This window comes from Amycolatopsis sp. 195334CR, assembly GCF_017309385.1.
GTDB lineage: Bacteria > Actinomycetota > Actinomycetes > Mycobacteriales > Pseudonocardiaceae > Amycolatopsis.
Genome location: NZ_JAFJMJ010000004.1, coordinates 52,120 through 72,631 on the forward strand (window position 1 = coordinate 52,120; position 20,512 = coordinate 72,631).

General features: G+C 71.3%; 26 protein-coding genes. 14 read left to right on the top strand and 12 right to left on the bottom strand.

The features are described from left to right. Positions 1-723 carry a succinate dehydrogenase cytochrome b subunit gene (locus JYK18_RS43985; RefSeq protein WP_307796354.1) on the bottom strand — a complete coding sequence of 241 codons (723 nt, stop codon included), beginning with the start codon at positions 721-723 and terminating at the stop codon, positions 1-3. A gap of 81 nt (positions 724-804) precedes the next feature. Between JYK18_RS43985 and JYK18_RS43990 the strand changes: the two genes are divergently transcribed. The 3 genes from JYK18_RS43990 to mmuM all read left to right on the top strand — a co-directional run bounded on the left by JYK18_RS43990 (position 805) and on the right by mmuM (position 3,007). Further along, entirely contained in the window at positions 805-1,737 is a 933-nt protein-coding gene (locus JYK18_RS43990; RefSeq protein ID WP_206810156.1) for a LysR family transcriptional regulator, read from the top strand. Positions 1,738-1,892: 155 nt separating this feature from the next. After that, the gene (locus JYK18_RS43995) at positions 1,893-2,096 is read left to right on the top strand and encodes a hypothetical protein (protein WP_206810157.1); all 204 of its coding nucleotides are present in this window, start codon (positions 1,893-1,895) and stop codon (positions 2,094-2,096) included. Between the two features lie 26 nt (positions 2,097-2,122). After that, positions 2,123-3,007: a homocysteine S-methyltransferase gene (gene mmuM, locus JYK18_RS44000; protein ID WP_206810776.1), complete on the top strand. Its 885-nt coding sequence runs from the start codon at positions 2,123-2,125 to the stop codon at positions 3,005-3,007. 113 nt (positions 3,008-3,120) lie between these two features. Here the strand turns inward: mmuM and JYK18_RS44005 are convergent, their stop codons facing one another. Continuing rightward, on the bottom strand, positions 3,121-4,278 hold the full coding sequence (locus JYK18_RS44005) for an NAD-dependent formate dehydrogenase (protein ID WP_206810158.1): 1,158 nt from the start codon (positions 4,276-4,278) through the stop codon (positions 3,121-3,123). A 91-nt stretch (positions 4,279-4,369) separates the two neighbouring features. Beyond that, positions 4,370-5,296 carry a LysR family transcriptional regulator gene (locus JYK18_RS44010; protein WP_206810159.1) on the bottom strand — a complete coding sequence of 309 codons (927 nt, stop codon included), beginning with the start codon at positions 5,294-5,296 and terminating at the stop codon, positions 4,370-4,372. Between the two features lie 73 nt (positions 5,297-5,369). On the opposite strand from JYK18_RS44010, the gene JYK18_RS44015 reads away from it, so the two are divergent. After that, on the top strand, positions 5,370-5,801 hold the full coding sequence (locus JYK18_RS44015; RefSeq protein ID WP_206810160.1) for a MarR family winged helix-turn-helix transcriptional regulator: 432 nt from the start codon (positions 5,370-5,372) through the stop codon (positions 5,799-5,801). Positions 5,802-5,907: 106 nt separating this feature from the next. Then, a complete protein-coding gene (locus JYK18_RS44020; RefSeq protein ID WP_206810162.1) occupies positions 5,908-6,597 on the top strand; it encodes a DJ-1/PfpI family protein in 690 nt (229 codons plus the stop codon). Here JYK18_RS44020 and JYK18_RS44025 read toward each other — a convergent pair. Then, on the bottom strand, positions 6,590-7,465 hold the full coding sequence (locus tag JYK18_RS44025; protein ID WP_206810164.1) for an LLM class F420-dependent oxidoreductase: 876 nt from the start codon (positions 7,463-7,465) through the stop codon (positions 6,590-6,592). The genes JYK18_RS44020 and JYK18_RS44025 overlap by 8 nt on opposite strands. Positions 7,466-7,567: 102 nt before the next feature. Between JYK18_RS44025 and JYK18_RS44030 the strand changes: the two genes are divergently transcribed. After that, a complete protein-coding gene (locus JYK18_RS44030) occupies positions 7,568-8,491 on the top strand; it encodes an MBL fold metallo-hydrolase (protein ID WP_206810166.1) in 924 nt (307 codons plus the stop codon). 10 nt (positions 8,492-8,501) lie between these two features. Further along, positions 8,502-9,227: an SDR family NAD(P)-dependent oxidoreductase gene (locus JYK18_RS44035; RefSeq protein WP_206810168.1), complete on the top strand. Its 726-nt coding sequence runs from the start codon at positions 8,502-8,504 to the stop codon at positions 9,225-9,227. 61 nt (positions 9,228-9,288) lie between these two features. On the opposite strand, the gene JYK18_RS44040 is transcribed toward JYK18_RS44035, so the two are convergent. Then, positions 9,289-9,888, bottom strand: a complete 600-nt coding sequence (locus JYK18_RS44040) for a TetR/AcrR family transcriptional regulator (protein WP_206810170.1) — start codon at positions 9,886-9,888, stop codon at positions 9,289-9,291. Between the two features lie 79 nt (positions 9,889-9,967). Here JYK18_RS44040 and JYK18_RS44045 point away from each other — a divergent pair, with 79 nt between their 5' ends. The 3 genes from JYK18_RS44045 (at position 9,968) to JYK18_RS44055 (ending at position 13,526) form a co-directional block, all read left to right on the top strand. Further along, positions 9,968-10,888 (top strand): SDR family NAD(P)-dependent oxidoreductase, encoded by a 921-nt coding sequence (locus tag JYK18_RS44045; RefSeq protein WP_206810171.1) that lies wholly within the window; start codon positions 9,968-9,970, stop codon positions 10,886-10,888. Positions 10,889-10,954: 66 nt separating this feature from the next. Next, complete coding sequence (locus tag JYK18_RS44050; protein ID WP_206810172.1) at positions 10,955-12,238, top strand: MFS transporter; 1,284 nt, start codon at positions 10,955-10,957, stop codon at positions 12,236-12,238. 73 nt (positions 12,239-12,311) lie between these two features. Continuing rightward, complete coding sequence (locus JYK18_RS44055) at positions 12,312-13,526, top strand: diguanylate cyclase (RefSeq protein WP_206810173.1); 1,215 nt, start codon at positions 12,312-12,314, stop codon at positions 13,524-13,526. Between the two features lie 64 nt (positions 13,527-13,590). Here JYK18_RS44055 and JYK18_RS44060 read toward each other — a convergent pair whose 3' ends face one another. The 3 genes from JYK18_RS44060 to JYK18_RS44070 form a co-directional block, all read right to left on the bottom strand. Continuing rightward, positions 13,591-13,998 (bottom strand): helix-turn-helix domain-containing protein, encoded by a 408-nt coding sequence (locus JYK18_RS44060; protein ID WP_206810174.1) that lies wholly within the window; start codon positions 13,996-13,998, stop codon positions 13,591-13,593. A gap of 189 nt (positions 13,999-14,187) precedes the next feature. Next, entirely contained in the window at positions 14,188-14,709 is a 522-nt protein-coding gene (locus tag JYK18_RS44065) for a hypothetical protein (protein ID WP_206810175.1), read from the bottom strand. A 63-nt stretch (positions 14,710-14,772) separates the two neighbouring features. After that, on the bottom strand, positions 14,773-15,219 hold the full coding sequence (locus JYK18_RS44070; protein WP_206810176.1) for a MarR family winged helix-turn-helix transcriptional regulator: 447 nt from the start codon (positions 15,217-15,219) through the stop codon (positions 14,773-14,775). A gap of 58 nt (positions 15,220-15,277) precedes the next feature. Here JYK18_RS44070 and JYK18_RS44075 point away from each other — a divergent pair, with 58 nt between their 5' ends. Together JYK18_RS44075 and JYK18_RS44080 are read left to right on the top strand one after the other, a co-directional pair. Continuing rightward, positions 15,278-15,661: a DUF5313 family protein gene (locus JYK18_RS44075; RefSeq protein WP_206810178.1), complete on the top strand. Its 384-nt coding sequence runs from the start codon at positions 15,278-15,280 to the stop codon at positions 15,659-15,661. 74 nt (positions 15,662-15,735) lie between these two features. Beyond that, a complete protein-coding gene (locus JYK18_RS44080) occupies positions 15,736-15,873 on the top strand; it encodes a hypothetical protein (RefSeq protein ID WP_206810180.1) in 138 nt (45 codons plus the stop codon). A 37-nt stretch (positions 15,874-15,910) separates the two neighbouring features. On the opposite strand, the gene JYK18_RS44085 is transcribed toward JYK18_RS44080, so the two are convergent. Further along, positions 15,911-16,627: a TetR/AcrR family transcriptional regulator gene (locus JYK18_RS44085; protein ID WP_206810181.1), complete on the bottom strand. Its 717-nt coding sequence runs from the start codon at positions 16,625-16,627 to the stop codon at positions 15,911-15,913. A gap of 79 nt (positions 16,628-16,706) precedes the next feature. On the opposite strand from JYK18_RS44085, the gene JYK18_RS44090 reads away from it, so the two are divergent. Together JYK18_RS44090 and JYK18_RS44095 are read left to right on the top strand one after the other, a co-directional pair. Further along, complete coding sequence (locus tag JYK18_RS44090; RefSeq protein WP_206810182.1) at positions 16,707-18,176, top strand: carotenoid oxygenase family protein; 1,470 nt, start codon at positions 16,707-16,709, stop codon at positions 18,174-18,176. 67 nt (positions 18,177-18,243) lie between these two features. Then, positions 18,244-18,747 carry an SRPBCC family protein gene (locus tag JYK18_RS44095; protein WP_206810183.1) on the top strand — a complete coding sequence of 168 codons (504 nt, stop codon included), beginning with the start codon at positions 18,244-18,246 and terminating at the stop codon, positions 18,745-18,747. Here the strand turns inward: JYK18_RS44095 and JYK18_RS44100 are convergent. The 3 genes from JYK18_RS44100 to JYK18_RS44110 form a co-directional block, all read right to left on the bottom strand. Beyond that, on the bottom strand, positions 18,707-19,129 hold the full coding sequence (locus tag JYK18_RS44100) for a hypothetical protein (protein ID WP_206810184.1): 423 nt from the start codon (positions 19,127-19,129) through the stop codon (positions 18,707-18,709). The two genes, JYK18_RS44095 and JYK18_RS44100, sit on opposite strands and share 41 nt — an antisense overlap. An 88-nt stretch (positions 19,130-19,217) precedes the next feature. Continuing rightward, complete coding sequence (locus JYK18_RS44105) at positions 19,218-19,817, bottom strand: hypothetical protein (protein ID WP_206810185.1); 600 nt, start codon at positions 19,815-19,817, stop codon at positions 19,218-19,220. Continuing rightward, complete coding sequence (locus JYK18_RS44110) at positions 19,807-20,388, bottom strand: hypothetical protein (RefSeq protein ID WP_206810186.1); 582 nt, start codon at positions 20,386-20,388, stop codon at positions 19,807-19,809. The genes JYK18_RS44105 and JYK18_RS44110 overlap by 11 nt, the downstream gene beginning before the upstream one ends. Between the last annotated feature and the right edge of the window lie 124 nt (positions 20,389-20,512).

Here is a 20,512-nt window from a genome sequence, read left to right on the forward strand (position 1 = left end):
TCACTCCACCATCCCGGTCATCACGGCGATCGGCACCAGCAGGAAGCCCGCGGTGATCACGAAGGCGAGCGCCGACCCGGTGATCTTCAGCGCGCGCCGCCGCGCCGGGTGGTGCACGCCGAGGGTTTGCGCGGCGCTGAAGAAGCCGTGGTTGATGTGCAGGCCGACGAGGATCACCGGGACGAAGTAGATGAGGTTGATCCACCACACCTGGAAGTTCGTCACCACGTTCTGGTACGGGTGGTGCGGCACGAAGCCGGGGTGCACCGCGCCGACGGTCAGGTCGAGCACGTGCCAGACGACGTAGAAGGCGATGATCACCCCGCCCCAGCGCATCGTGCGGGTGGCGAAGGTGGCGCGCGGGCGCCTGCTGTGCACGTAACGCACCGGCCGCGCCTTCCGGTCGCGCCGGGAGAGCTGGGCGGCCGCGGTGATGTGCAGGACCAGCGCGATCAGCAACCCGGTGCGCTGGATCCACAGGTACCACTCGTGGTGCAGCACGGGCCCGCCGATGGTGCGCAGCCAGGCGGAGTAGGCGTCGAACTCGGCCGGGCCGAAGAAGATCTTCAGGTTGCCGACCATGTGCGCCAGCAGGAAGGCGACCATGAGCAGCCCGGTGACCGCCATCACCACCTTCTTGCCGATGGTGGAGCGCCAGAAGTCCAGTAACGCCGGGCTTTTTCGCGTCGTTTTCGACGCTGCTTTCGCGGGTGCGAGTACCACGGTTCGACGGTAAGCCGGGGTCGGTCCAGAGGGCAAACAGATCTTAACTCTGGTGACGAGAGGCTATGCCTATGATGAGGTATGCAGTTCCAGCAGCTGGCGTACTTCGTGGCGGTGGCCGAGACGCGGCACTTCACCCAGGCCGCCGAGCGCATGAGGGTGGCGCAGCCCTCGCTGTCGCAGCAGGTCAAGGCGCTCGAACGGGACGTCGGCGCGACGTTGTTCCACCGCATCCGCGGCAACGTCACGCTCACCGAGGCGGGCGAGACGCTGCTGCCGTTCGCCCGCCGCATCCTCGCCGAGACCGAGACGGCCTACCGGGCGGTGCGCGAACTCGACGAGCTGGGACGCGGCCGGGTGCGGTTCGGGGCGACGCCGAGCCTGTGCACCGGGGTGCTACCGCGCCTGCTGGCGACATTTCGCGGCAAGTACCCGGGCATTGAGCTGGTGTTGCAGGAGGGCGGTTCGCGGGACCTGCAGGCGGCGCTGTCGGAGGGCACGCTGGACCTGGCGATGATCGTGGATTCCCGGGTGCACGACGACCACCGGCTCTCGACCGTGCCGTTGTTCGTCGAGGAGCTGGTGGTGATCTCGCCGAAGGAGGCGCCGGCGCCGATGACGGGCGCGCGGATGAAGATCCGGGATCTGCGCGGTCATCCGCTGGTGATGTTCCGCCGGGGTTACGACCTGCGCGAGGCGACCATGGACGCCTGCCGCGCCGAGGGGTTCGAGCCGGATTTCGCCATCGAGGGCGGGGAGATGGACGCGGTGCTCGAGTTCGTGCGGGCCGGGATCGGGCTGGCGGTGGTCCCGGGCACGGTGGTCGGGGACCGGTTCCGCATCACGCGCTTCGGCCCGCCCGGCCTGACCCGCACCGTGCGGCTGGCCTACCGGCGTGACGTGGAACCATCGCGTGCGGTCCGCGCCCTGCGCGACGCCGTGCCACGGCTGCTCTACCAGGCCACCGCCGCCACCACCGGCGAAACGCTGACCCGCATCATCCAGCTGGACTAGCGGTTTCAGCGCAGGCGGAAACCCGGGAAAGTCCCCGCCCGTCCCAGCAACTTCTCCCGGCGGCGGGCCGTTGGGCACCCGCCGGAGACGACTGCCCCGGCAACTGGATCTGCTGGTGGAGCCAGAGCGACTGCAACGGCCAGCGCGGCGGCGGCGTGCACGGCGACGACGGCTGCTGGAACCTGGTCGGGCCGCCGAACTACGCCTACTCGATGACCAACAACACCAACGTCAACATCACCATGCAGTCGCGGCCGTGCGGGGAGTCGGGCCAGCAGCGGGCGGAACTGCCGCGCCAGAGCACGAACTCGAACACGCCGTTCCAGGTGCGCTCGTTCCTGCGCTGCGCGGCCTGCTGACCCGGCCGTCTACCCTGGACCGCGTGATGGACTTCAGGACGCGGCCGGTGGTGCTCGACGGCGGGTTGTCCAACCAGCTGGCCGACGCCGGGCACGATCTCGGGGGTTCGCTGTGGTCGGCGAGGTTGCTGCTCGACGAACCGGAGGCGATCGTCGCCGCGCACGAAGCGTATTTCCGTGCCGGGGCGCGGATCGCGACGACGGCGAGCTACCAGGTCAGCTTCGAGGGGTTCGCCGCCGCGGGGATCGGCGCGGCGAAGACGGCGGAAGCGTTGCGGCGCAGCGTCGAACTCGCCAGGGAGGCCGCGGCCCGCGTGGGGGAGGGGTTGCGGGTGGCCGCTTCGGTCGGGCCGTACGGGGCGATCACCGCGGACGGCGCGGAGTACCGGGGGCGGTACGGCCTGACCGCGGCCGAACTGACCGCGTTCCACCGGAAACGGCTCGACGTCCTGGTGGCCGCCGAGCCGGATTTCCTGGCCGTGGAGACGATCCCGGGTGTGGATGAGGCCGTCGTACTCGCCGAACTCGTCGGCGAGTACGACGTGCCCGCCTGGCTTTCGTACACTGTGGACGGTGCGCGGACCAGGGCGGGGCAGCCGCTCGCGGACGCCTTCGCCGTGGCCGCCGGGGTGGACCGGATCTTCGCGACCGGGGTGAACTGCAGTTCGCCGGACGACACCGGCACGGCGATCGGCCTGGCGGCAAGGGTTTCCGGCAAGCCGGTGGTGGTCTACCCGAACAGCGGCCAGGAGTGGGACGCGGACGCCAGGACGTGGCGGGGCGCCCCGGCGTTCGGCCCGGTGGGGGACTGGGTCGACCAGGGCGCCCGCCTCATCGGCGGCTGCTGCCAGGTGGGCCCGGCGCAGATCCGAGTACTGGCAACGACGATCGGGTCGGGGCCGCCCCGATAGGACCTGGCAGCGGCGGTCGGGTCGGCGCCGCCCCGATAGGACCAGGCGGCGGCGATCGGCTCGGCGCCGCACCGGTAGGACCAGTGGCGGCGGTGTCCCGGTAGCGTGGCGGGTCAGCGGGTCGAGTACGAGTGGGCACCCACCCCGGCCAGTTTTCCGGCGTCGACGATCAGGTACTCCTCCCGCAGCGGCCGCTCGTCGAACCAGTTCTCCAGGATTTCCCGCGTCCCGGCCGCATAACGCGCCTGCGCCGACAGCGACGAACCCGAGATGTGCGGCGTCATCCCGTTGTGCGGCATGGTGCGCCAAGGGTGATCCGCCGGCGCCGGCTGCGGGTACCACACGTCACCCGCGTACCCGGCCAGGTGCCCCGACTCCAGCGCCCGCACCACGGCGTCCCGATCGGCGATCTTCGCCCGCGCCGTGTTCACCAGGTACGCCCCGCGCTTCATACCGGCGAGCAGGGCGTCGTCGAACAGGCCCTCGGTTTCCGGGTGCAGCGGCGCGTTGACGGTGACCACGTCGCAGTGCGGCACCATGTCCGCCGCGCTCTCGTGGAAGGTCAGGCCCAGCTCGCGTTCGACCTCGGCGGGCAGCCGGTGCCGGTCGGTGTAGTGCAGGTGCACGTCGAACGGCTTGAGCCGCCGCAGGATCGCGGTGCCGATCCGCCCGGCGGCCACCGTGCCCACGTGCATGCCCTCGACGTCGTACGACCGCGACACCGCCTCGGCGATGTTCCAGCCACCCTCCCGCGCGATCCGATGCGCGGGCAGGTAGTCGCGCACCAGCGACAGGATCATCATCACCGCGTGCTCGGCGACGCTGATGCTGTTGCAGTAGGTCACTTCCGCGACGGTGACCCCGTGCTCGATGGCCGCGTCCAGGTCGACGTGGTCGGACCCGATGCCCGCGGTGATCGCGAGCTTCAGCTTCGGCGCCCGCGCGATCCGCTCCGCGGTCAGGTAGGCGGGCCAGAACGGCTGGGAGATCACGACGTCCGCGTCGGCGAGCTCCCGGTCGAACACCGAATCGGGACCCTCCTTGTCGGAGGTCACCACCAGCGTGTGGCCGCGGCTTTCGAGGAAGGTCCGCAGACCCAGTTCCCCGGACACGCTGCCGAGCAGGTGCCCCGGGGTGAAGTCCACCTCCCGCGGGGTGGGCAGCGTCTGCCCGTCGGGGTAGCGGTCGATGCGGGGCAGGTCGTCCCGCGGGTACGTGGCGGGGTAGCCGGTCGCCGGGTCGTCGTAGAGCACGCAAAGCACCTTTGCCATGGGACAGCTCCTCGGTAGTGGGCTCCCTCCAGCGTCTCGGCGGTTTTTCCCCTGGTCAAAGCGTTTCCTTCGATGGTGAGATAGCCGGGAGCTATGAACCGAGCTGGTCCGAGGCGAGCCGGTCCAGCTCGCCGCGCACATCGACCTGCCGCGTGGATTCGGTGAACGCCCGCACCAGCATCGGTTCCGGGTCGCGGCGGGGGACCACCAGCCCGATCCGCGGCGCCTGCGGCGTGCCGTGCAGCCGCAGCACCCGCATGCCCGCCGGAACCCCGAACATGTGCAGCCAGGCGTGGGAGATGACGCTGTACCAGGTGCGCGTGGCGAGGTGCGCGTACAGCGCGGCCACCGAATCGGTCTCGATCGCCGGGGCCACGGTGGCCCCGTTCGCGGCGAAGATCTCGTCGAGGATGCGGCGGTTGCGCATGCGCTCCGACAGCAGGCACAGCGGGACCGCGGCGGCCTGCGCCCAGGTCGCGCTCCCGGCGCGGGCGAGTTCGCTGTCCTCGGGGGCGAGCAGCAGGTAGTGCTCCTCGTACACCGGCAGCCGCCGCACCGGGCCGAGCGGTTCACCGTCCAGATAGGTCAGTGCCAGGTCCAGTTCGAACTCCGCCAGCTCGTGCACGATGTCCCTTGAGGACAGTGAGTGCAGGGCGATCCGGATGTGCGGGTGGCGGGCGCAGAACGGCGCGGTGAGCAGGGAGACCGCGGTGAGCGCGGTCGGGATGGCGCCGATGCGCAGGGTGCCGGTCAGGCCGTGGCGCATCACCGCGAGATCGGCGAGCAGCGCGTCGCGCTCGCCCAGCATCCGGTGCGCCCACAGCAGGACGCGCTCGCCCTCGGGGGTCAGCCCGGCGAAGCGGCGGCCGCGGTGGACCAGCGGGGTGCCCAGTTCCCGCTCCAGCGTCCGGATCGCCGCGGACAGCGACGGCTGGGAGACGTGGCACGCCTGCGCGGCCCGGCCGAAGTGGCGTTCGCGAGCCAGCGCGACCAGGTATTCGAGTTGGCGGAGGAGCACACCCGGCAGTCTGGCGCAGAACCGCGGCCGGCGTGAGATCATGCCGCCGGTGACGGCAGGAGGAAGCGGGCGGATGGCAGACGGGGACGCACCGAGGTTGACCGCGTCGCTGGCGATGAACCTGGTGGCGGCCGGGCGGGAAGCGCAGCGGCGGATCGAGGACGCGCTCGCCCCGCACGGCCTGACGCTGCGCCACCTCGGCGCGCTGGGCCACCTCGCGCGGCGGCCGGACCTGTCCTACAGCGACCTGGCGCGGCGGTCGGGGATCACCGCGCAGAGCATGCACGCCACCGTCCGCCTGCTCCAGGAAGCCGGTGCGGTGGCGGACTCCCCGGTCGAACGCGGACGGCGGGCGCGGCTCGAAGTCACCGCCAGGGGCCGGGAACTGCTCGACGAGGTCGCGGCCGCGCTCGACCGGATCGACGCGGACCTCCTCGACGGCCTCACCGCGCAGCAGCAGACCACCGTCCGCGACTTCACGCGAAGCCTGCTCCCCTTCCCCTGAGCGCCCCTCGCCTGGGACGCGAAAGCCACCTTCGCGTCCCGTGTATCAGTCGGACTGTAAGTTTGGCTGATACTCTGGTCGGGTCCGACCTACCGAGGAGGCCCTCATGACCCTGCCCATGCCCGACTCGTCGATGCCCGAGGTGACCGTGGCGATCCTCGTCGCGCCCGGCTTCATGCCGGTGGACATCATCGGCCTGCACACCACCTTCGGCCTGCTGCCCGGGGTGAAGCTCCACCTGGTCTGGAAGAACACCGACGAGCTGACCGGCGTGCCCACCTTCCCGACCCGCCCCACCACCAGCTTCGTCGACTGCCCGCGCGAGGTGGACATCCTGTTCGCCGGCGCGGTCCCGGCGGCGGTCTTCCGGGACGAGGAAACCCTGGCGTTCCTGGCCGACCGCGGCAGCCGCGCCCGCTGGGTGGCCGCCTCCTGCACCGGCGCGCTGCTGATGGGCGCCGCCGGGCTGCTCAAGGGCTACCGCGCCACCACCAACTTCCACGCCACCCACCTGCTGGCGCACTACGGGGCGACCCACCAGGCGGGCAACGTGGTCGAGGACGGCAACCGGATCACCGCGGGCCCGGCCACCGGCGGTTTCGAAATCGCCTTCCGCCTCATCCAGGACATCTACGGCGACGACCTCGCGCGCGAAGCGATCCTGCAGGCCGAGTACGCGCCGGAGCCGCTGTTCGACGTGGGCAGCGTCGAACTGGCCGGACCCGAGCTGACCGCCCGCGCGCGGGCGCACACCCGGCCGATGACCGAAGAACTGGAAAGCGTGGTGCTCAGCTGAGTTCGGCGAGCCGGGGAACGGCCGGGGCCATGCCGTCGATCCACGCGGCCGGGGACCCGGTGGTCGGCGTGACGATCACCGCTTCCACGCCGAGGTCGGCGTACGGCTTCATCGAGGCGACGAACTCGTCCAGGTCGGCGGGTTCGGGGCGCGGGTTGTTCGCGATGATCGTCTTGCGGATCGCGGCGTAGTCGCGGTCCACGTCGTCGCAGTGGCGGCGCAGTACGTCGAGCTTGTGCCGGACGTCCTCCGGCGAGCTGCCGAACAGGTTGCACGCGTCGCCGTACTGCGCCACCAGCCGCAGCGTCTTGCGCTCACCGCCGCCGCCGATGAGCACCTTGGGCCGGTTGATCGGCTGCGGGGAGCACAGCGTTTCGGCGAGCTGGTAGTGCTTGCCCTCGAACGGGCCGTTGTCCGCCGGGTCCCACATCTGCCCGCAGACGCGCAGGGTCTCCTCCAGCCGTTCGAACCGCTCGGCCACCGGCGGGTACGGCACGCCGAGGCCGTGGTGCTCGCGCTCGTACCACGCCGCGCCGAGGCCGAGCACCGCGCGGCCGCCGGAGAGCACGTCGAGCGTGGTGACGATCTTGGCGAGCAGGCCGGGGTGGCGGTAGGTCACGCCGGTGACCAGCAGGCCGAGGTCGATGGTGGTGGTGTGCGCGGCGAGGAAGCCGAGCGTGGTGTAACCCTCCAGCATGTTCGCCTCGGCGGGCAGGCCGACCGGCTCGATCTGGAAGTAGTGGTCCATGAACGACAACCAGGTGGCCCCGGCCGCTTCGGCCGCGGTGCCCACGCGGGCCAGCTCACCGGCGATGGCGGTGGTGCCACCCTCGATGTCGAAGATGGGGAGGTGAAAGCCGAGTTCCATGTACCGGTCTCCTCAGTGCGGCTGGGGCTCATTTTCGGTTTCACGCTAGGACCTGGAGCGCGCTCCAGCGCAAGCCGGAACGGTGCCGATAGGGTGGTCCGCATGGGACCGGATTCCGGCGAGCTCACCGAAATCGCCGACGGCGTGCACGCCTACGTCCAGCCGGACGGCACCTGGTGGGTGAACAACGCGGGGGTGATCGCCGGGGACGGCGGCACCTTCGTGGTGGACACCTGCGCCACCGCCGAGCGCACGCGCCGGTTCCTCGGCCTGGCCGCCGAAGCCACCGGGACGGCCACCCCGCGCTGGGCGGTCAACACCCACCAGCACGGCGATCACAGCTACGGCAACAGCCTGCTCCCCGAATCCACCGTGCTGATCGGGCACGAGGCGATGCGCGCGGCGCTCGCGGTGGACCCGTTGCTGGAGTACTGCCCGCCGGTGTGGACGCCGCGACCCGACTGGGGCCCGGTGACGCGGCGCCTGCCGGACGTCACGATGACCACCGAACTGGTGGTGCACAACGGGGACCGGCGGATCGAACTGCACCACCCCGGCTATCCGGCGCACACCGGCGGGGACGTGGTCGTCTGGCTGCCGGGCGAGAAGGTGCTGTTCACCGGCGACCTGGTGTTCAACGGGCTGACCCCGATGATGGGCATGGGTTCGTGCGAGGGCGGGCTGCTCTCGCTGGAGTGGCTGGCGTCGTTCCGAGCCGAGCACCTGGTGCCGGGGCACGGGCCGCTGATGCGCGCCGAGGACGTGCCGGAGGTGTTCGAGAAGCTGAGCGCGTACTACCGGCTGGTGCTGGACACCGCGGCCGCCGGGCGGCGCGACGGCCTGACCCCGCTGGACGCGGCGCGGCGGTGCGACCTCGGCGAGTTCGCCGGCTGGGCCGACGGCGAACGACTGGTGCTGAACCTGCACCGGGAGTACGCCATCGCCGAAGAGTCCGAAGTGGACTTGGTGGCCGCCTTCGGCGACGCGATCACCTACCACGGCGGCCCGTTGCGGACGACGGTCTGAGGTGGGTGCGGTGAAGGTCGCGGTGATCACCGGGGCGGCGCGGGGCATCGGCGAGGCGACCGCCCGCCGGCTGGCCGCCGACGGGGTCGCGGTCGCGTTGCTCGACGTCGATCCCGTGGTCGACGAGGTCGCGGCCGGGATCGACGGGGCGATCGGCGTGCGCTGCGACGTCAGTTCCGAGGCCGACTGGGCCGCCGCCGTGGCGCGGTGCCGTGAACGGCTCGGGCCGGTGGACATCCTGGTGAGCAACGCCTACACGGTCGAAGTGGTGCCCGCGCACGAAATGAGCCTCGCTTCGTGGGAGCGGCAGCTCGGCGTCACGCTGACCGGGGCGTTCCTCGGGTTCAAGGCGTGCCTGGACGATCTGCGCCGGAACGCGCGGGGTGCGGTGGTGCTGACGTCCTCGGTGCACGCGCTGACCGGGTTGCCGGGCCGGGCCGCCTACGCCTCGGCGAAGGCCGGGCTCACCGGTCTCGCGCGCCAGCTCGCCGCCGAATACGGCACGGAGGTGCGGGTGAACTCGGTGCTGCCGGGGCCGGTGCTGACCGCCGCCTGGGACGGCATCAGCGAGGAAGACCGTGCCGCCAGCGCCGCGCAGACCATGCAGAACCGCCTGGGGCGCCCGGAGGAGGTCGCCGCCGCCATCGCCTTCCTCGCCGGGGACGACGCCTCGTTCATCACCGGCGCGTCACTCGTGGTGGACGGCGGCTGGAGCACCTACAAAACCTCCTCCTGAAGCGACGGCCCGCGCGCTGTGAATGTGGCTTTCACAGCGGAATCCGCAGTGAAAGCCACCTTCACGGCATCTCGAAGCGAGCCGCGCCCAGGGCGGCGAAGGCGGCGTCCACGGCACCGGTGAGGCGGTCCGGGTCCTCCTCGCCGAGGTGCCTGCCCGCGTTGAAGCACGCCAGCGCCAGCTGCGGCGCCAGCGCGGCGACCATCGGCGTGGCACCCGCCTCGCGCAGGTTCTCGGTGATCGTCTCGGTGAACCGCTGGAGCTTGCGGTTGCCGCGGTCGTGCAGTTCCGGGTTCTCCCGCAGCAACCGCTCGTGCCGCCGGAAGTGCTGGGCGTCGCGGGTCGCCTCCGCGCACACCGCCAGCACCGCCAGCCGGATCTGCGCGAGTGCTTCCTCCAGCCCCGGCGCCGTCCCGCTGATCGACGCGCGGTGGCGCTCGGCGAGCACGTCGAGCAGGTCCTGCTCGTCGGCGAAGACGACCTCCTGCTTGTCACCGAAATAACGGAAGAACGTGGTCCGCCCGACCTCGGCCCGCTCGGCGATGTCCGTCACGGTCACCTCACCGAACCCGCGCTCGGCGAACAGCTCGAACGCGGCACGGACGATCTGCTCCCGCGCGCGCTGCTGCTTGCGCTCGCGGAGTGGGGCACGGCCGGTCATGGCGCCCAGCCTAGCGCCCTGGGTCTGAATTCCGTATGGTACTGAGTACCACTAGGTACCAAATACCGGAGCGATTCCCATGACCAGCACGATCCTGATGACCGGCGGCGGGCGCGGCCTCGGCCGCGTGGCCGCCGAACGCCTGCTCGCCACCCAGCCCGACCGCCACCTGCTGCTGCTCGCCCGTGACGGCGACCGCCTCGTCCGCGAACTCCGGGAGCGCACCGGCCGCGCGAACGTCTCCGCGATCACCTGCGACCTGGCCTCGTTCGCCGACATCCGGGCCGCCGCCGAGGAGATCGGCAGGCGGCTCGACGAGGGCGAGATCCCGCCGCTGCGCGACTTCCTCGGCAACGCGGGCCTCCAGATGGCGACGACCACCAGCACCACCGCCGACGGGTTCGAGACCACCTTCGGCGTCAACGTGCTCGCGAACTACCTGCTGCTGCGGCTGCTGTTCGACCGCTTCGAGGCGCCCGGCCGCATCGTGGTGGTGGGCAGCGGCGTGCACTTCGGCACGCTCCGGCACAACCTGGGCCTGGTGCCCGCGCCGAAGTGGGCGCCGGTGGGGAAGCTCGCCGAGCCGGGCACGCGAACCGCCGCCACGGCCGGCCGCCGCGCCTACGCCACCAGCAAGCTCGCGGTCATCTACCTGGTGCACGCCCTCGCGCGCCGGTTGCCGGACGGGGTGGACGTCTACACCTACGACCCCGGGCTGGTGCCGGGCACCGGGCTCGTCCGCGACGCCGGGCCGGTGTCGCGGAGGGCCGCGGGGATCATCCTGCCGCTGTTCCGCCTGACCCCGCTGGCGATGGGGCCCGAGGCCGCCGGACGGCTGCTCGCCGACACCATGACCGGACCCCGCCCCGGCCGCAGCGGTGCCTACCTCGACCGGGGTCAGGAGGTTCCGTCGTCGCCCGACTCGCACGACGAAGCCCGTGAGGAAGAGTTGTGGCAGGTCGCCGCCCGCCTGTGCGCGCTGCCCGAGCTCTCTGTATAACGTCGAATACGGCGCGGCTCCGAAGTCGGTTATCGTAGTTGACCGGGTACGGAGAGGCAGGGAGCGATGGCCGAGCGCGGAGGCATCCTCGCGCCCCTGCGGGTGCGCGAGTTCCGCGCGCTCTGGTTCGCCGAACTGCTCTCGGTCGCCGGTGACCAGCTGGCCAGGGTCGCGCTGGCGGTGCTGGTGTTCGACCGGACCGACTCGGCCCTGCTGACCGCGCTCACCTACGCGCTGACCTTCGTGCCCTCGGTGCTCGGCGGCTTCCTGCTCGCCGGGCTGGCCGACCGGTTCCCGCGGCGCGCGGTGCTGGTGGTGACCGACTTCCTCCGCGCGGGCATCGCCCTGCTGATGGCGGTGCCGGGCTTGCCGCTGCCGGTGCTGTGGGCCTGCATCGCCCTGCTGAGCGTGGCGTCCGGTCCCGTCAAAGCGGCGTCGATGGCGCTGTTGCCGCAGGTGGTGCCGGGGGAGGGGTACGCGCAGGCGCTCGCGTTGCGCCAGGTGACCGGGCAGAGCGCGCAGCTGGCGGGGTTCGCCGGCGGTGGTGCGCTGCTCGTCGTGCTCGAACCGCACCTCGCGCTCGGCCTGAACGCGCTGACGTTCCTGATCAGCGCGATCGTGGTCCGGTTCGGCGTCCGGCACCGGGAGGCGGCGGCGTCGGGGTCGGAGGCGGCCGAGGGGAGCGGCGGCACCGACCGCCGCAAGCTGGCCACCCTGTACGCGCTGGTGTCGCTGGTCGGGCTGTACGTCGTGCCGGAAGGGCTCGCCGCGCCCTACGCGGACGGGCTCGGGGCCGTCGCGGTCGCGGTCGGCCTGCTGCTCGCCGCCGATCCGCTGGGCAGCGCGGTGGGCGCCTGGCTGGTCGCGCGGTTCCGGGTGCCGTCCTCGCCCGCGATCGCGGCCGGGCTCGCCGCCGCGGGCGGGGTGCCGCTGGTGGTGTGCGGCCTCGCGCCGGGCCTGGCGCTGTCGATCCTATGCTGGGCGGCGTCGGGTGTTTTCTCGACGGCGTATCTGCTCCAGACTCAGAAGATGGTGGTGGAAGCGGTGCCGGACCACCGGCTCGGCACGGTGATGGGACGCATGGCGACGGTCCTCTACTGCTCACAGGGCGTAGCCGTACTGCTCGCCGGATTGGCCGCCGACGCGGCCGGTCCGGTGCGGGTGATCGCGGCCGCCGGCGCCCTCTCGGTGCTACTGGCGGCCGCGATCGGTTTCGGTTCGGGCCGGGTCCGCCCCCGGCGCGGGGGCGGACCCGAATTCACGGCTCACCAGTCTTTGTTACCCATGGCGGGGACCTCCTCACAGCGAATGGACTGCCGGGACGCAAGCGCACTCAGTATGAAGGTTTGAGGTTCACCGGATGACCGATCAGTCAGTTGCCGCTTCCCCTGGCAAAAGGCCCGGGAACTGGAAAGTGTGGACATTGCCGCGGCCCGTGCTCGGATATGTGCTCGGCGTGGAACTCGCCGCGCTGGCGGCGGTGGTGTTCTCCCTTTTCCGGCCGGAGGACTGGACCGAGGCGGCGCTCGCCGCGGCGCTGATCGCACTGGGCGTGACCTCGGCCGAGGTCACCCGCGGGGTCGAGCGCATGCGGCGCCAGTTCGCCGATGCGCCGCACGTGAACATGACCTCGGTCTGGACCATGGCCGCGGCGTTGCTGGTCTCACCGGCACTGGCCGCCGCGGTGACCGTGGCGCTCTATCTCCACCTGTGGTGGCGCAGTTGGCGCGAGGTCTCCGGAATGCACGCGTTCCGGGTGGTATTCAGCGCTTGTGTGGTGATCTTGTCGTGCACCGCGATCGCGTTATTGATCACCGTTTTACCGGGCGGTGGAATTCCCGGCTTCGCCCGGCCGGAAGGACTGTTCTCGATCATCGCGATCATCGCGGTTTACTGGCTGGTGAATTCCGCACTGGTGGGAATGGTCATCTGCCTGTCGCGCGGGGAGCGCTCGATCCGGCGGCTCGCCGGGGCGTGGAGCGAGAACAGCCTCGAAATCGCGACGCTCTGTGTCGGCGTGCTGGTGGCGGGGCTGGCGCTGTGGCGGCCGTGGCTGGTGGTGCTGGTGCTGCCGCCGTTGTACGTGCTGCACCGCAGCGTGCTGGTGCGGCAGCTGGAGTACGCGGCCACCACCGACCACAAGACCGGGCTGCTCAACGCGTCGAGCTGGCACAGCCTGGCCGCCACCGAGTTCGAGCGGGCGCGGCGGAGCGGGACCGAGATCAGCGTGCTGATGGTCGACCTCGACCACTTCAAGCACGTCAACGACGAACTCGGGCACCTGGTCGGGGACCAGGTGCTGCGCGCGGTCGCGGACCTGATGCGCGGCCAGGTCCGGCGCTACGACCTGTGCGGCCGGTTCGGCGGTGAGGAGTTCGTGGTCCTGCTGCCGGAGACGGGGGTGGCGGGCGCGGCGGAGGTCGCCGAGCGGATCCGGGTGGCCATCCGCGACCACCGGATGGACGAGGCGGCGGTCGGGGAGCGGGCCGCGCGCCTGCGGCTGACGGTGTCGATCGGCGCGGCGGCGTGCCCGCAGGCGGGGGAGTCGGTGGAGGACGTGCTGCTGGCCGCGGACAACGCGCTGTTCGCCGCGAAGAGCGCGGGCCGGGACAAGGTGCTGTCGGTCGGGCTGCCCTGAGCGGCCGGGTTTTCCTGATCGGCGGGGCTGTCCTGATCGGCCGGGTCAGTCCTGATCGGCCGGGTCAGCCCGGTTGACCGATGTTCAGCTTGCGCAGGGCGGCCGCGTCGCCGCCCTCTTCGCTGTACTCGTGCGCCCACTCCAGCAGCGGCCGCACCGCGCGCAGCAGGGCGCGGCCCTTCGGGGTGAGCCGGTACCAGACGGAGCTGAAGTTGCCGGTGCCCGCGCGGCGCTCGATCAGGTCGTGCTCGCGGGCGCGGCGCAGGGTGTCGGTGAGCACGCGGTCGGACAGCGGGCGGCGGGTGGCGTCGCCGGCGGAGCGGCGTTCGTTGTCGTTGATGGTGGCGAGGAGGTCGGTGTACTGGGTCTCGCGCAGGGCGAGGGTGGCCAGCACCGCGATGGTCCACCGGCCGCGGATGACCGCGACGGCGTCGTTGAGCCGCTGCTGGTAGGACACGTCGAACTCCGCCACCGCCCCAGCTAATCACGACCGGCGCCGCGGGCCCCCGGGTGGCGGCCAAACGGGTGACAGCGGCCCACTGAGTGTGCCCTCAGTGGGCGCCTTACCTTCCCCTCAGCCGGTCGGTACCCGGTATCCAAGGAGGTGGCGCCAGGAGCGGACTGCCTGGCGGCGCAAGGAACGGCGGCGGCCGGGTGCCCATCATTCGGGGGGCTGATGGGATCGCAGACATCCGGCCGGCCGCCGTTCGGCGAAGGCGCTCACGCCGCTCTCGCGGCGCCCACCGCGCGCGGGGCCGAAGCCGCCGTCGCCGAAGCCGCCGCGGGACCCGCCTCGGATGTCGCCGAAGCCGTCGTCATCGAAGGCGCCATGGCCCGCCGCGAGATCGCCGTGGGTGTCGCCGAAGCCGTCGGTGCCGAAGGTGGGGCCGTCGTCGCCGAGGCCGTGGCGGACCTCGCCGAGGGGGTCGTCCGCGGCGTCCAGCGGGCTGAAGCCGTCCCCGTTCTCGCCGTGGACGGTGGGTTGCTTTCCCAGGCCGGCGGCGATCCGCCGGGTCAGTGTGCGCAGGTCGTCCTGAAGCCGGTCGAGTTCACGGGAGTGCTGGTCCAGCCGTCTCCCGTGCCGGGCGAGCTGACGGCCGTACTGGCCGATCTGGGTCCGCAACCCCTCGAGCGACTCGGGGGACGCGGCCGGCTCTCCCTGAGCGGCTTCGGGGTTCGTCATCGGCGGGGACCTCGCAGTGGAACGGGCGCAAAACAGACACAGGGTTCCCCACCCCGGCCGGTCCTAAACCCGGGTCGCCGCGATGACCTTCGTCAGCACCGCGTGCAGCTCCTCCAGCTCGCCCAGCTCCATGCCCAGCTGCTCGACCACGCGGTACGGGATCTTCTCGGCCTCCGCCCGCAGCGCGCGCCCGGCCTCGGTCAGCTCGACCACCAGCTCCCGCTCGTTCCCGGCGTTCCGCCGCCGGGTCAGGTAGCCGATGCTCTCCAGCCGCTTCAGCAGCGGCGACAGCGTGGCCGAGTCGTGCCGCAGGGTGGCGCCGAGGTCCTTGACCGTGCGCGGCGAGCTGTCCCACAGCGCCAGCATCACCAGGTACTGGGGATGGGTGAGCCCGTGCGGTTCGAGCAGCGGGCGGTAGATCGCGATGACCGATCTCGACGCGATGGACAGCGCGAAGCAGACCTGCCGCTCCAGCGCGAGCGGGTTCGGTCCCAGGTCGATCTCGGCCACGGTGTTCCCTCCGGCACACTAATGGTTAACGCACTAACCATTAGCGTACTCTACGACCATGCGGAACCGACCGAACCCGGTGCTCTGGCTCTGGTACGCGCTCGGCGGGCGGCTGCCCGACCGGCATCGCGAATGGGTGCTGCACGACGTCACCGCGAAGACCTGGATCCTGCGCCACGGCGCGCGCAGCACGGTGCTGATCCTGCCGCTGGTCTCGGTGTGGCTGCTCCTGCCTGGCCCGCTCGGCCTGCGGTTGTCGCTGGTGCTGATGGCCGCGCTGGTCGGCTACTTCTACTCCTTCGCCTACGTCGAGGAGAGCGGTGAACACCGGCTGGCCAAGCACGGCTACCCGCGCGGCACCGGCAGGCAACTCCGCGCGGAGGCCAAGGAAGCCGCCGAGGCCGAGGTCACGCGGCGCTATCTGGCGCGGTACCGCGACTGACTAGCACTCCCTCACTTGGAGGGTGTTTGGGCCTTGTCGCTGCGGGGCGTGAACCCGTGTCGGAAAATAGGACTATGGCAGTGCGTGAGGGGAAGCAGGGGACGGACGAAGAGCCGACACCGATCTACGACTCGGTGGCGGGCGACAAGCGCGCCAAGGACGCCGACCGGTCGGACGAGCGGCGGCGCCAGGCGGGGGACAAGAGTTCGTAGACCTCGGTGACTTCGGGGAGCTAGTGCGTGCGGCGGGTCACCGGCGCCGCTGGTCGATCAGTGCTTCGATGCCGTCCAGGATCCGGTTCAGGCCGAACTCGACGTCGGTGTCCCGCATGCCTTCTTCGCCGTAGTCGGCTCCACTGAGCACCTCCGCGACCCGCGGGTAACCGCGTTCGCGCAACAACGGCTGCAGGAACTCGTTCAGCGCCTCCTGCTCGCTCTCGCGCACGTCGCGCACCAGCGCGGCCGTGCTGCGGACCCAGCCGTCGACCAGCAGGACGCAGCCGAGCACGTCTTCGGCGGCCAGCCCGGTATCGGCCATCGCCTCGAGGAAGACCTCCAGCCAGCGCAACATGTTCGGCGTGGTCGGCCCGCCGCGCACGGGCAGTTCGATCAGCCACGGGTGCCGCCGGCAGCGGTCGAGCTGGGCGTGCGCCCAGGTGGTCACCGCCGTGCGCCAGTCGCCGGTCAGCGGCTCCGGCGGCGGGCCCCAGCCCGCTTCGGCGGCCAGCACCAGCAGTTCCTCCTTGGAGCGCAGGTACCGGTAGAGCGCGTTCGCGGTGATGCCGAGGCGTTTGGCGATCGCGGGCATGGACAGGCCGTCGAAGCCCTCGGCGTCGGCCTGGGCGATCGCCGCGTCGACGATCTGCGCCACGGTGTAGGCCGGTTTCGGCCCGCGCCGGGGCGCCGGGGTGTACCCCCAGGCCAGCGCGGTGCCGGGGGGCAGCGACTCGATCCGGTCCTCGTTCACCGGGACATCCTTGCATTCGAAACTGGTAAAGGCATAAACTGTTCGTGCCATACACAGTTAACGATCAGGGGGATCGACGATGACGGAACCCACCAGGCGCAACGTGCTCCGCGGCGCGGCCGCGCTGGCCGCGGGCGGGGTCGCGGCGACCTACACGAGCGGCGCGGCCGCGCACGCCACGACGGGGGCGGCCGCCGCCGAGCGCCACCCGTTCCTCGAAGGGGCCTTCGCGCCGGTGCGGGAGGAGGTGACCGCGTTCGACCTGCCGGTCACCGGCCGCATCCCGCGTGAGCTGGCCGGGCGCTACCTGCGCACCGGGCCGAACGTGCTCGGCCTGGAAGACCCGCGCGCCCACCACTGGATGCTCGGGGAGGGCATGGTGCACGGCGTCCGGCTGCGCGACGGCCGCGCCGAGTGGTACCGCAACCGCTGGGTGCGCTCGTCGGGCGTGGCGGCGAAACTCGGCGAGCCGTACCCGTGGCCGGTGCCCGCGGAGGACTTCGCGCCCAACACGCACGTGATCAGCCACCACGGCCGCATCCTCGCGCTGCAGGAGAGCGGCCCGCCGCCGTACGAACTGGACGGTGAGCTGAACACGCTGGGCCCGTACGACTTCGGCGGCTCGCTCGACGGCGCCTACACCGCGCACACCAAGTTCGACGCCCGTGCCGACGAACTGCACGCGGTGACCTACCACCCCACCTGGGACCACGTGCGGCACCTGGTGGTCGACCGCGGCGGCCGGGTGGTGCGGACGCACCGCATCGAGGTCGCCGACAACCCGATGATGCACGACTTCGCGCTGACCGAGCGGTACGTGGTGGTCTTCGACGTGCCGGTCACCTTCGACCCCCAACCGGGCAAGGTGGTGCCCTACAAGTGGAACCTCAACCACCCCGCCAGGGTCGGCGTGATGAAGCGCTCGGGCGGACCGGTCCGCTGGTTCGGCGTGGACCCGGTGTTCTACTCGCACACGCTCAACGCCTACGAGCACGGTTCCTCGGTGGTGGTCGACCTGACCACCATGCCGGCGCCGTTCGAGGTGTCCGGCAAGCTCGGTTACGGCGGCCCGTCGGCGTCCGGCCCGCCGGTGCTGGAGCGCTGGACGATCGACCTCGCGCGGGGTTCGGTGCGGCGGCGGGTGCTCGACGACCGGCCGCAGGAGTTCCCCAGGGTCAACGAAAGCCTGGTCTCGCGGCGGCACCGCTACGGGTACGCGGCCTCGCCGGGCGAGCTGCTCGACGTCTACCTGGACAAGCCCGCCAACACCTTCGGCAACGCGCTGATCAAGCACGACTTCCGGGGCGGCCGGTCCGAGGTGCACCGGTTCGGGCCCGGCGCGGCGGCCAGTGAGGCGGTTTTTGTGCCCTCGGCGGGGAGCAAGGCCGAGGACGACGGGTACGCGCTGGCCTACGTGCACAACCCCGACCGGGGCGCTTCGGACCTGGTGATCCTGTCGGCACAGGACTTCACCGCGAAACCGCTGGCGCGCGTCCACCTGCCGAAGCCGGTGCCGCTGGGCTTCCACGGCAGCTGGGTCGCGGACTGACTCTCGGAAATTGCGCACTCCGGCGGCGCGGGTTGTCCCGCGCCGCCCGGGCTGGGACCGTTTCCCCGTGGAGCCCAGCATTTCGCGCAGTGTCGAGATCGACGCCCCGGCGGCGGCCGTGTGGGCGCTGGTCACCGATCTGCCGGGAATGGGCCGGTTCAGCCCGGAGAACGCGGGCGGGCGCTGGGTGGCCCCGGCGACCGGCCCGGCGGCGGGTGCCCGGTTCCGCGGCACCAACCGCAACGGTGAGCGCGAGTGGCACACGCGGGTGCGGGTGGTCGCCTGCGAGCCGGGCCGCCGGTTCACCTTCGACGTGCGCACGCCGTTCGGGGTGCGGGTCTCGCGCTGGTCCTACGAACTCACCCCGGCCGGCGACGGCTGCGTGCTCACCGAGCACTGGTACCGCGTGGGCAACTGGTTCATCCGCCGCGTGATGGGCCCGAGGGTGACCGGCCGGGCCGACCGGCCCGGCTTCAACACCCATTCCATCGAGCACACGCTGCGCGCGGTCAAGCAGCACGCCGAGTCGGTCACCCCGGCAGCGAGGCCCGGCCCGCGAACCACTCCCTGACCTCGGCCTTCATCAGCGACTGCAGGACCAGGACGCCGAGCACGAGCGACAGGATGCCGGTCGGCACGGCGCCCTGGACCAGGCTCATCAGCAGGCCGAGCGCGCCGCTGGCCACGGTGATCCATTCGAAGACCAGCGCGGTGGTGCGCACCCACGGCAGCCGGTCGCGCAGTTTGATCGCGCACACCAGCAGCGGCAGGGCGAACAGGATGGACGCCACGCCCAGCAGGAGCAGCGCGGTGGTGTCCGCGCCGTCACCGAGCGAGGACACCGCCGCCACCAGGAGCACCCCGCCGAGGATGCTGAGCAGCGACTGGACGTACAACACGACGCGGGTCTGGCGCAGCACCTTCGGCAGGCGCTCCGGCGGCGGGACGGTCATCGGCTGGCTCCGCTTCGTCGGGGGGATCGGCCCACGATTCTTAGCAGGTTTCCGCCGGGAATCCCGTCCGGTGACAGGAAAGTGACTTTTACGCGCTGAGCAGCTGGTGGAAGAACGAGCGGTACTGGCGCAGGGCCAGCCGCAGGTCCTCGGTGGCGACCTCGCCGCCACGGCTCCACTGCCCCTCCAGCTCGCTCTTGTGCGCGGCGAAGGTGGCGGCCAGCGACTGGATCACCTTGGCCACCAGCTCGTCGGCTTCGCGGACCGCGCGCTGCGGGTCGTCGACGAAGGCGATCTGGATGGACTGCCAGTTCTCGCGATACCCGTCCACCTCGTCGGCGGCGAACAACGGCTGGCTCTGCTCTTCGTTGTCGTCGGATCCGGCACCTCTCCGGACGGCTTCCGACGTGGTGTCGGGAGAGGTTTCCGGCACCGGCGCCAAGGTGGCGTCGCCCGACCCCGTCGATTCGGTTTCCAACCCCGATTCCAGGGTGGTGTCCCCGGGCCTCACCGTCTCCGGTGTCGGGGTGGTGTCGCCTGGCCGGACCGTTTCCGGCCCACGGGTGTCCACAGTGTCCTTGTCGGACCCCGGGATGTCCCTCGGTTCGCCGGCGTGCCCGGGCTCACCGGGCAGCAGGTCCTGAGTGCTCAGGTTCTCCTTGCGGTCCACCATTTCCCTACCTGCCATTCCGTGCGTCGTGGTGTTCGCGCGTTTCGGTCTCGGCGTCCTCGTCCCCGAGCAGGTCCTCGAAAACCGTGCGGTAGCGGACCATCGCGTCCCGCAGGTCCTCAGTGGACTTCTGCTCGTGGTCGTGGCCGACCATGGTCTCGTGCGCGTGCCGGTAGTGGTCCAGCGTCTTCGAGTGGCGCACCGACAGATCGGCGAGCTGCTGGTCGTACCCCTCGGTGGGGTAACCGCGCTCGGCCATCAGTTCGGTGAGCAGCCGGTCCGCGTCGGCCACCGCGGGCGACGGGCGGTCGACGAACTTCGCCTGGATCTGCGCCCATTCCCGCGTGTAGCGCTCCTTGGCCTCCGGCGACAGCGGCCGGATGTCGAGCTCGTGGTGCCGCTTCTCCCGCGCGGCCAGTTCACGCTGCGCCGCGCGCGGGCTGTCGTGGTCGGCGACCGCCCGTTCGTACTCGGGGCCGAACCTGCGTTGCAGCCGTTTCCGCTGCAGTTCCTGCATGACCAGCCACGCCACCGCACCCGCGACCACGACCGCGGCGATGACGATCAGGACAACAACCCATGTGGGCATCGTTTTCTCCTCGTGCTCTGGTGAGCTGACCCCCGCGTCACTGGAGTGCCCGGATTCGAGGTCAGGAAACCCTTGGGGGACAACAGCTTCCCGATCTTGGGCCATCTGGCCGCAGCGGCGGGTC

Bases quoted from the DNA above. Each gene is read 5' to 3' on its own strand.
- JYK18_RS43990 (WP_206810156.1), top strand. From the start codon at position 805: ATGCAGTTCCAGCAGCTGGCGTACTTCGTGGCGGTGGCCGAGACGCGG.
- mmuM (WP_206810776.1), top strand. From the start codon at position 2,123: ATGGACTTCAGGACGCGGCCGGTGGTGCTCGACGGCGGGTTGTCCAAC.
- JYK18_RS44005 (WP_206810158.1), bottom strand. From the start codon at position 4,278: ATGGCAAAGGTGCTTTGCGTGCTCTACGACGACCCGGCGACCGGCTAC.
- JYK18_RS44015 (WP_206810160.1), top strand. From the start codon at position 5,370: ATGGCAGACGGGGACGCACCGAGGTTGACCGCGTCGCTGGCGATGAAC.
- JYK18_RS44020 (WP_206810162.1), top strand. From the start codon at position 5,908: ATGACCCTGCCCATGCCCGACTCGTCGATGCCCGAGGTGACCGTGGCG.
- JYK18_RS44025 (WP_206810164.1), bottom strand. From the start codon at position 7,465: ATGGAACTCGGCTTTCACCTCCCCATCTTCGACATCGAGGGTGGCACC.
- JYK18_RS44030 (WP_206810166.1), top strand. From the start codon at position 7,568: ATGGGACCGGATTCCGGCGAGCTCACCGAAATCGCCGACGGCGTGCAC.
- JYK18_RS44040 (WP_206810170.1), bottom strand. From the start codon at position 9,888: ATGACCGGCCGTGCCCCACTCCGCGAGCGCAAGCAGCAGCGCGCGCGG.
- JYK18_RS44045 (WP_206810171.1), top strand. From the start codon at position 9,968: ATGACCAGCACGATCCTGATGACCGGCGGCGGGCGCGGCCTCGGCCGC.
- JYK18_RS44050 (WP_206810172.1), top strand. From the start codon at position 10,955: ATGGCCGAGCGCGGAGGCATCCTCGCGCCCCTGCGGGTGCGCGAGTTC.
- JYK18_RS44065 (WP_206810175.1), bottom strand. From the start codon at position 14,709: ATGACGAACCCCGAAGCCGCTCAGGGAGAGCCGGCCGCGTCCCCCGAG.
- JYK18_RS44075 (WP_206810178.1), top strand. From the start codon at position 15,278: ATGCGGAACCGACCGAACCCGGTGCTCTGGCTCTGGTACGCGCTCGGC.
- JYK18_RS44080 (WP_206810180.1), top strand. From the start codon at position 15,736: ATGGCAGTGCGTGAGGGGAAGCAGGGGACGGACGAAGAGCCGACACCG.
- JYK18_RS44090 (WP_206810182.1), top strand. From the start codon at position 16,707: ATGACGGAACCCACCAGGCGCAACGTGCTCCGCGGCGCGGCCGCGCTG.
- JYK18_RS44100 (WP_206810184.1), bottom strand. From the start codon at position 19,129: ATGACCGTCCCGCCGCCGGAGCGCCTGCCGAAGGTGCTGCGCCAGACC.
- JYK18_RS44105 (WP_206810185.1), bottom strand. From the start codon at position 19,817: ATGGCAGGTAGGGAAATGGTGGACCGCAAGGAGAACCTGAGCACTCAG.
- JYK18_RS44110 (WP_206810186.1), bottom strand. From the start codon at position 20,388: ATGCCCACATGGGTTGTTGTCCTGATCGTCATCGCCGCGGTCGTGGTC.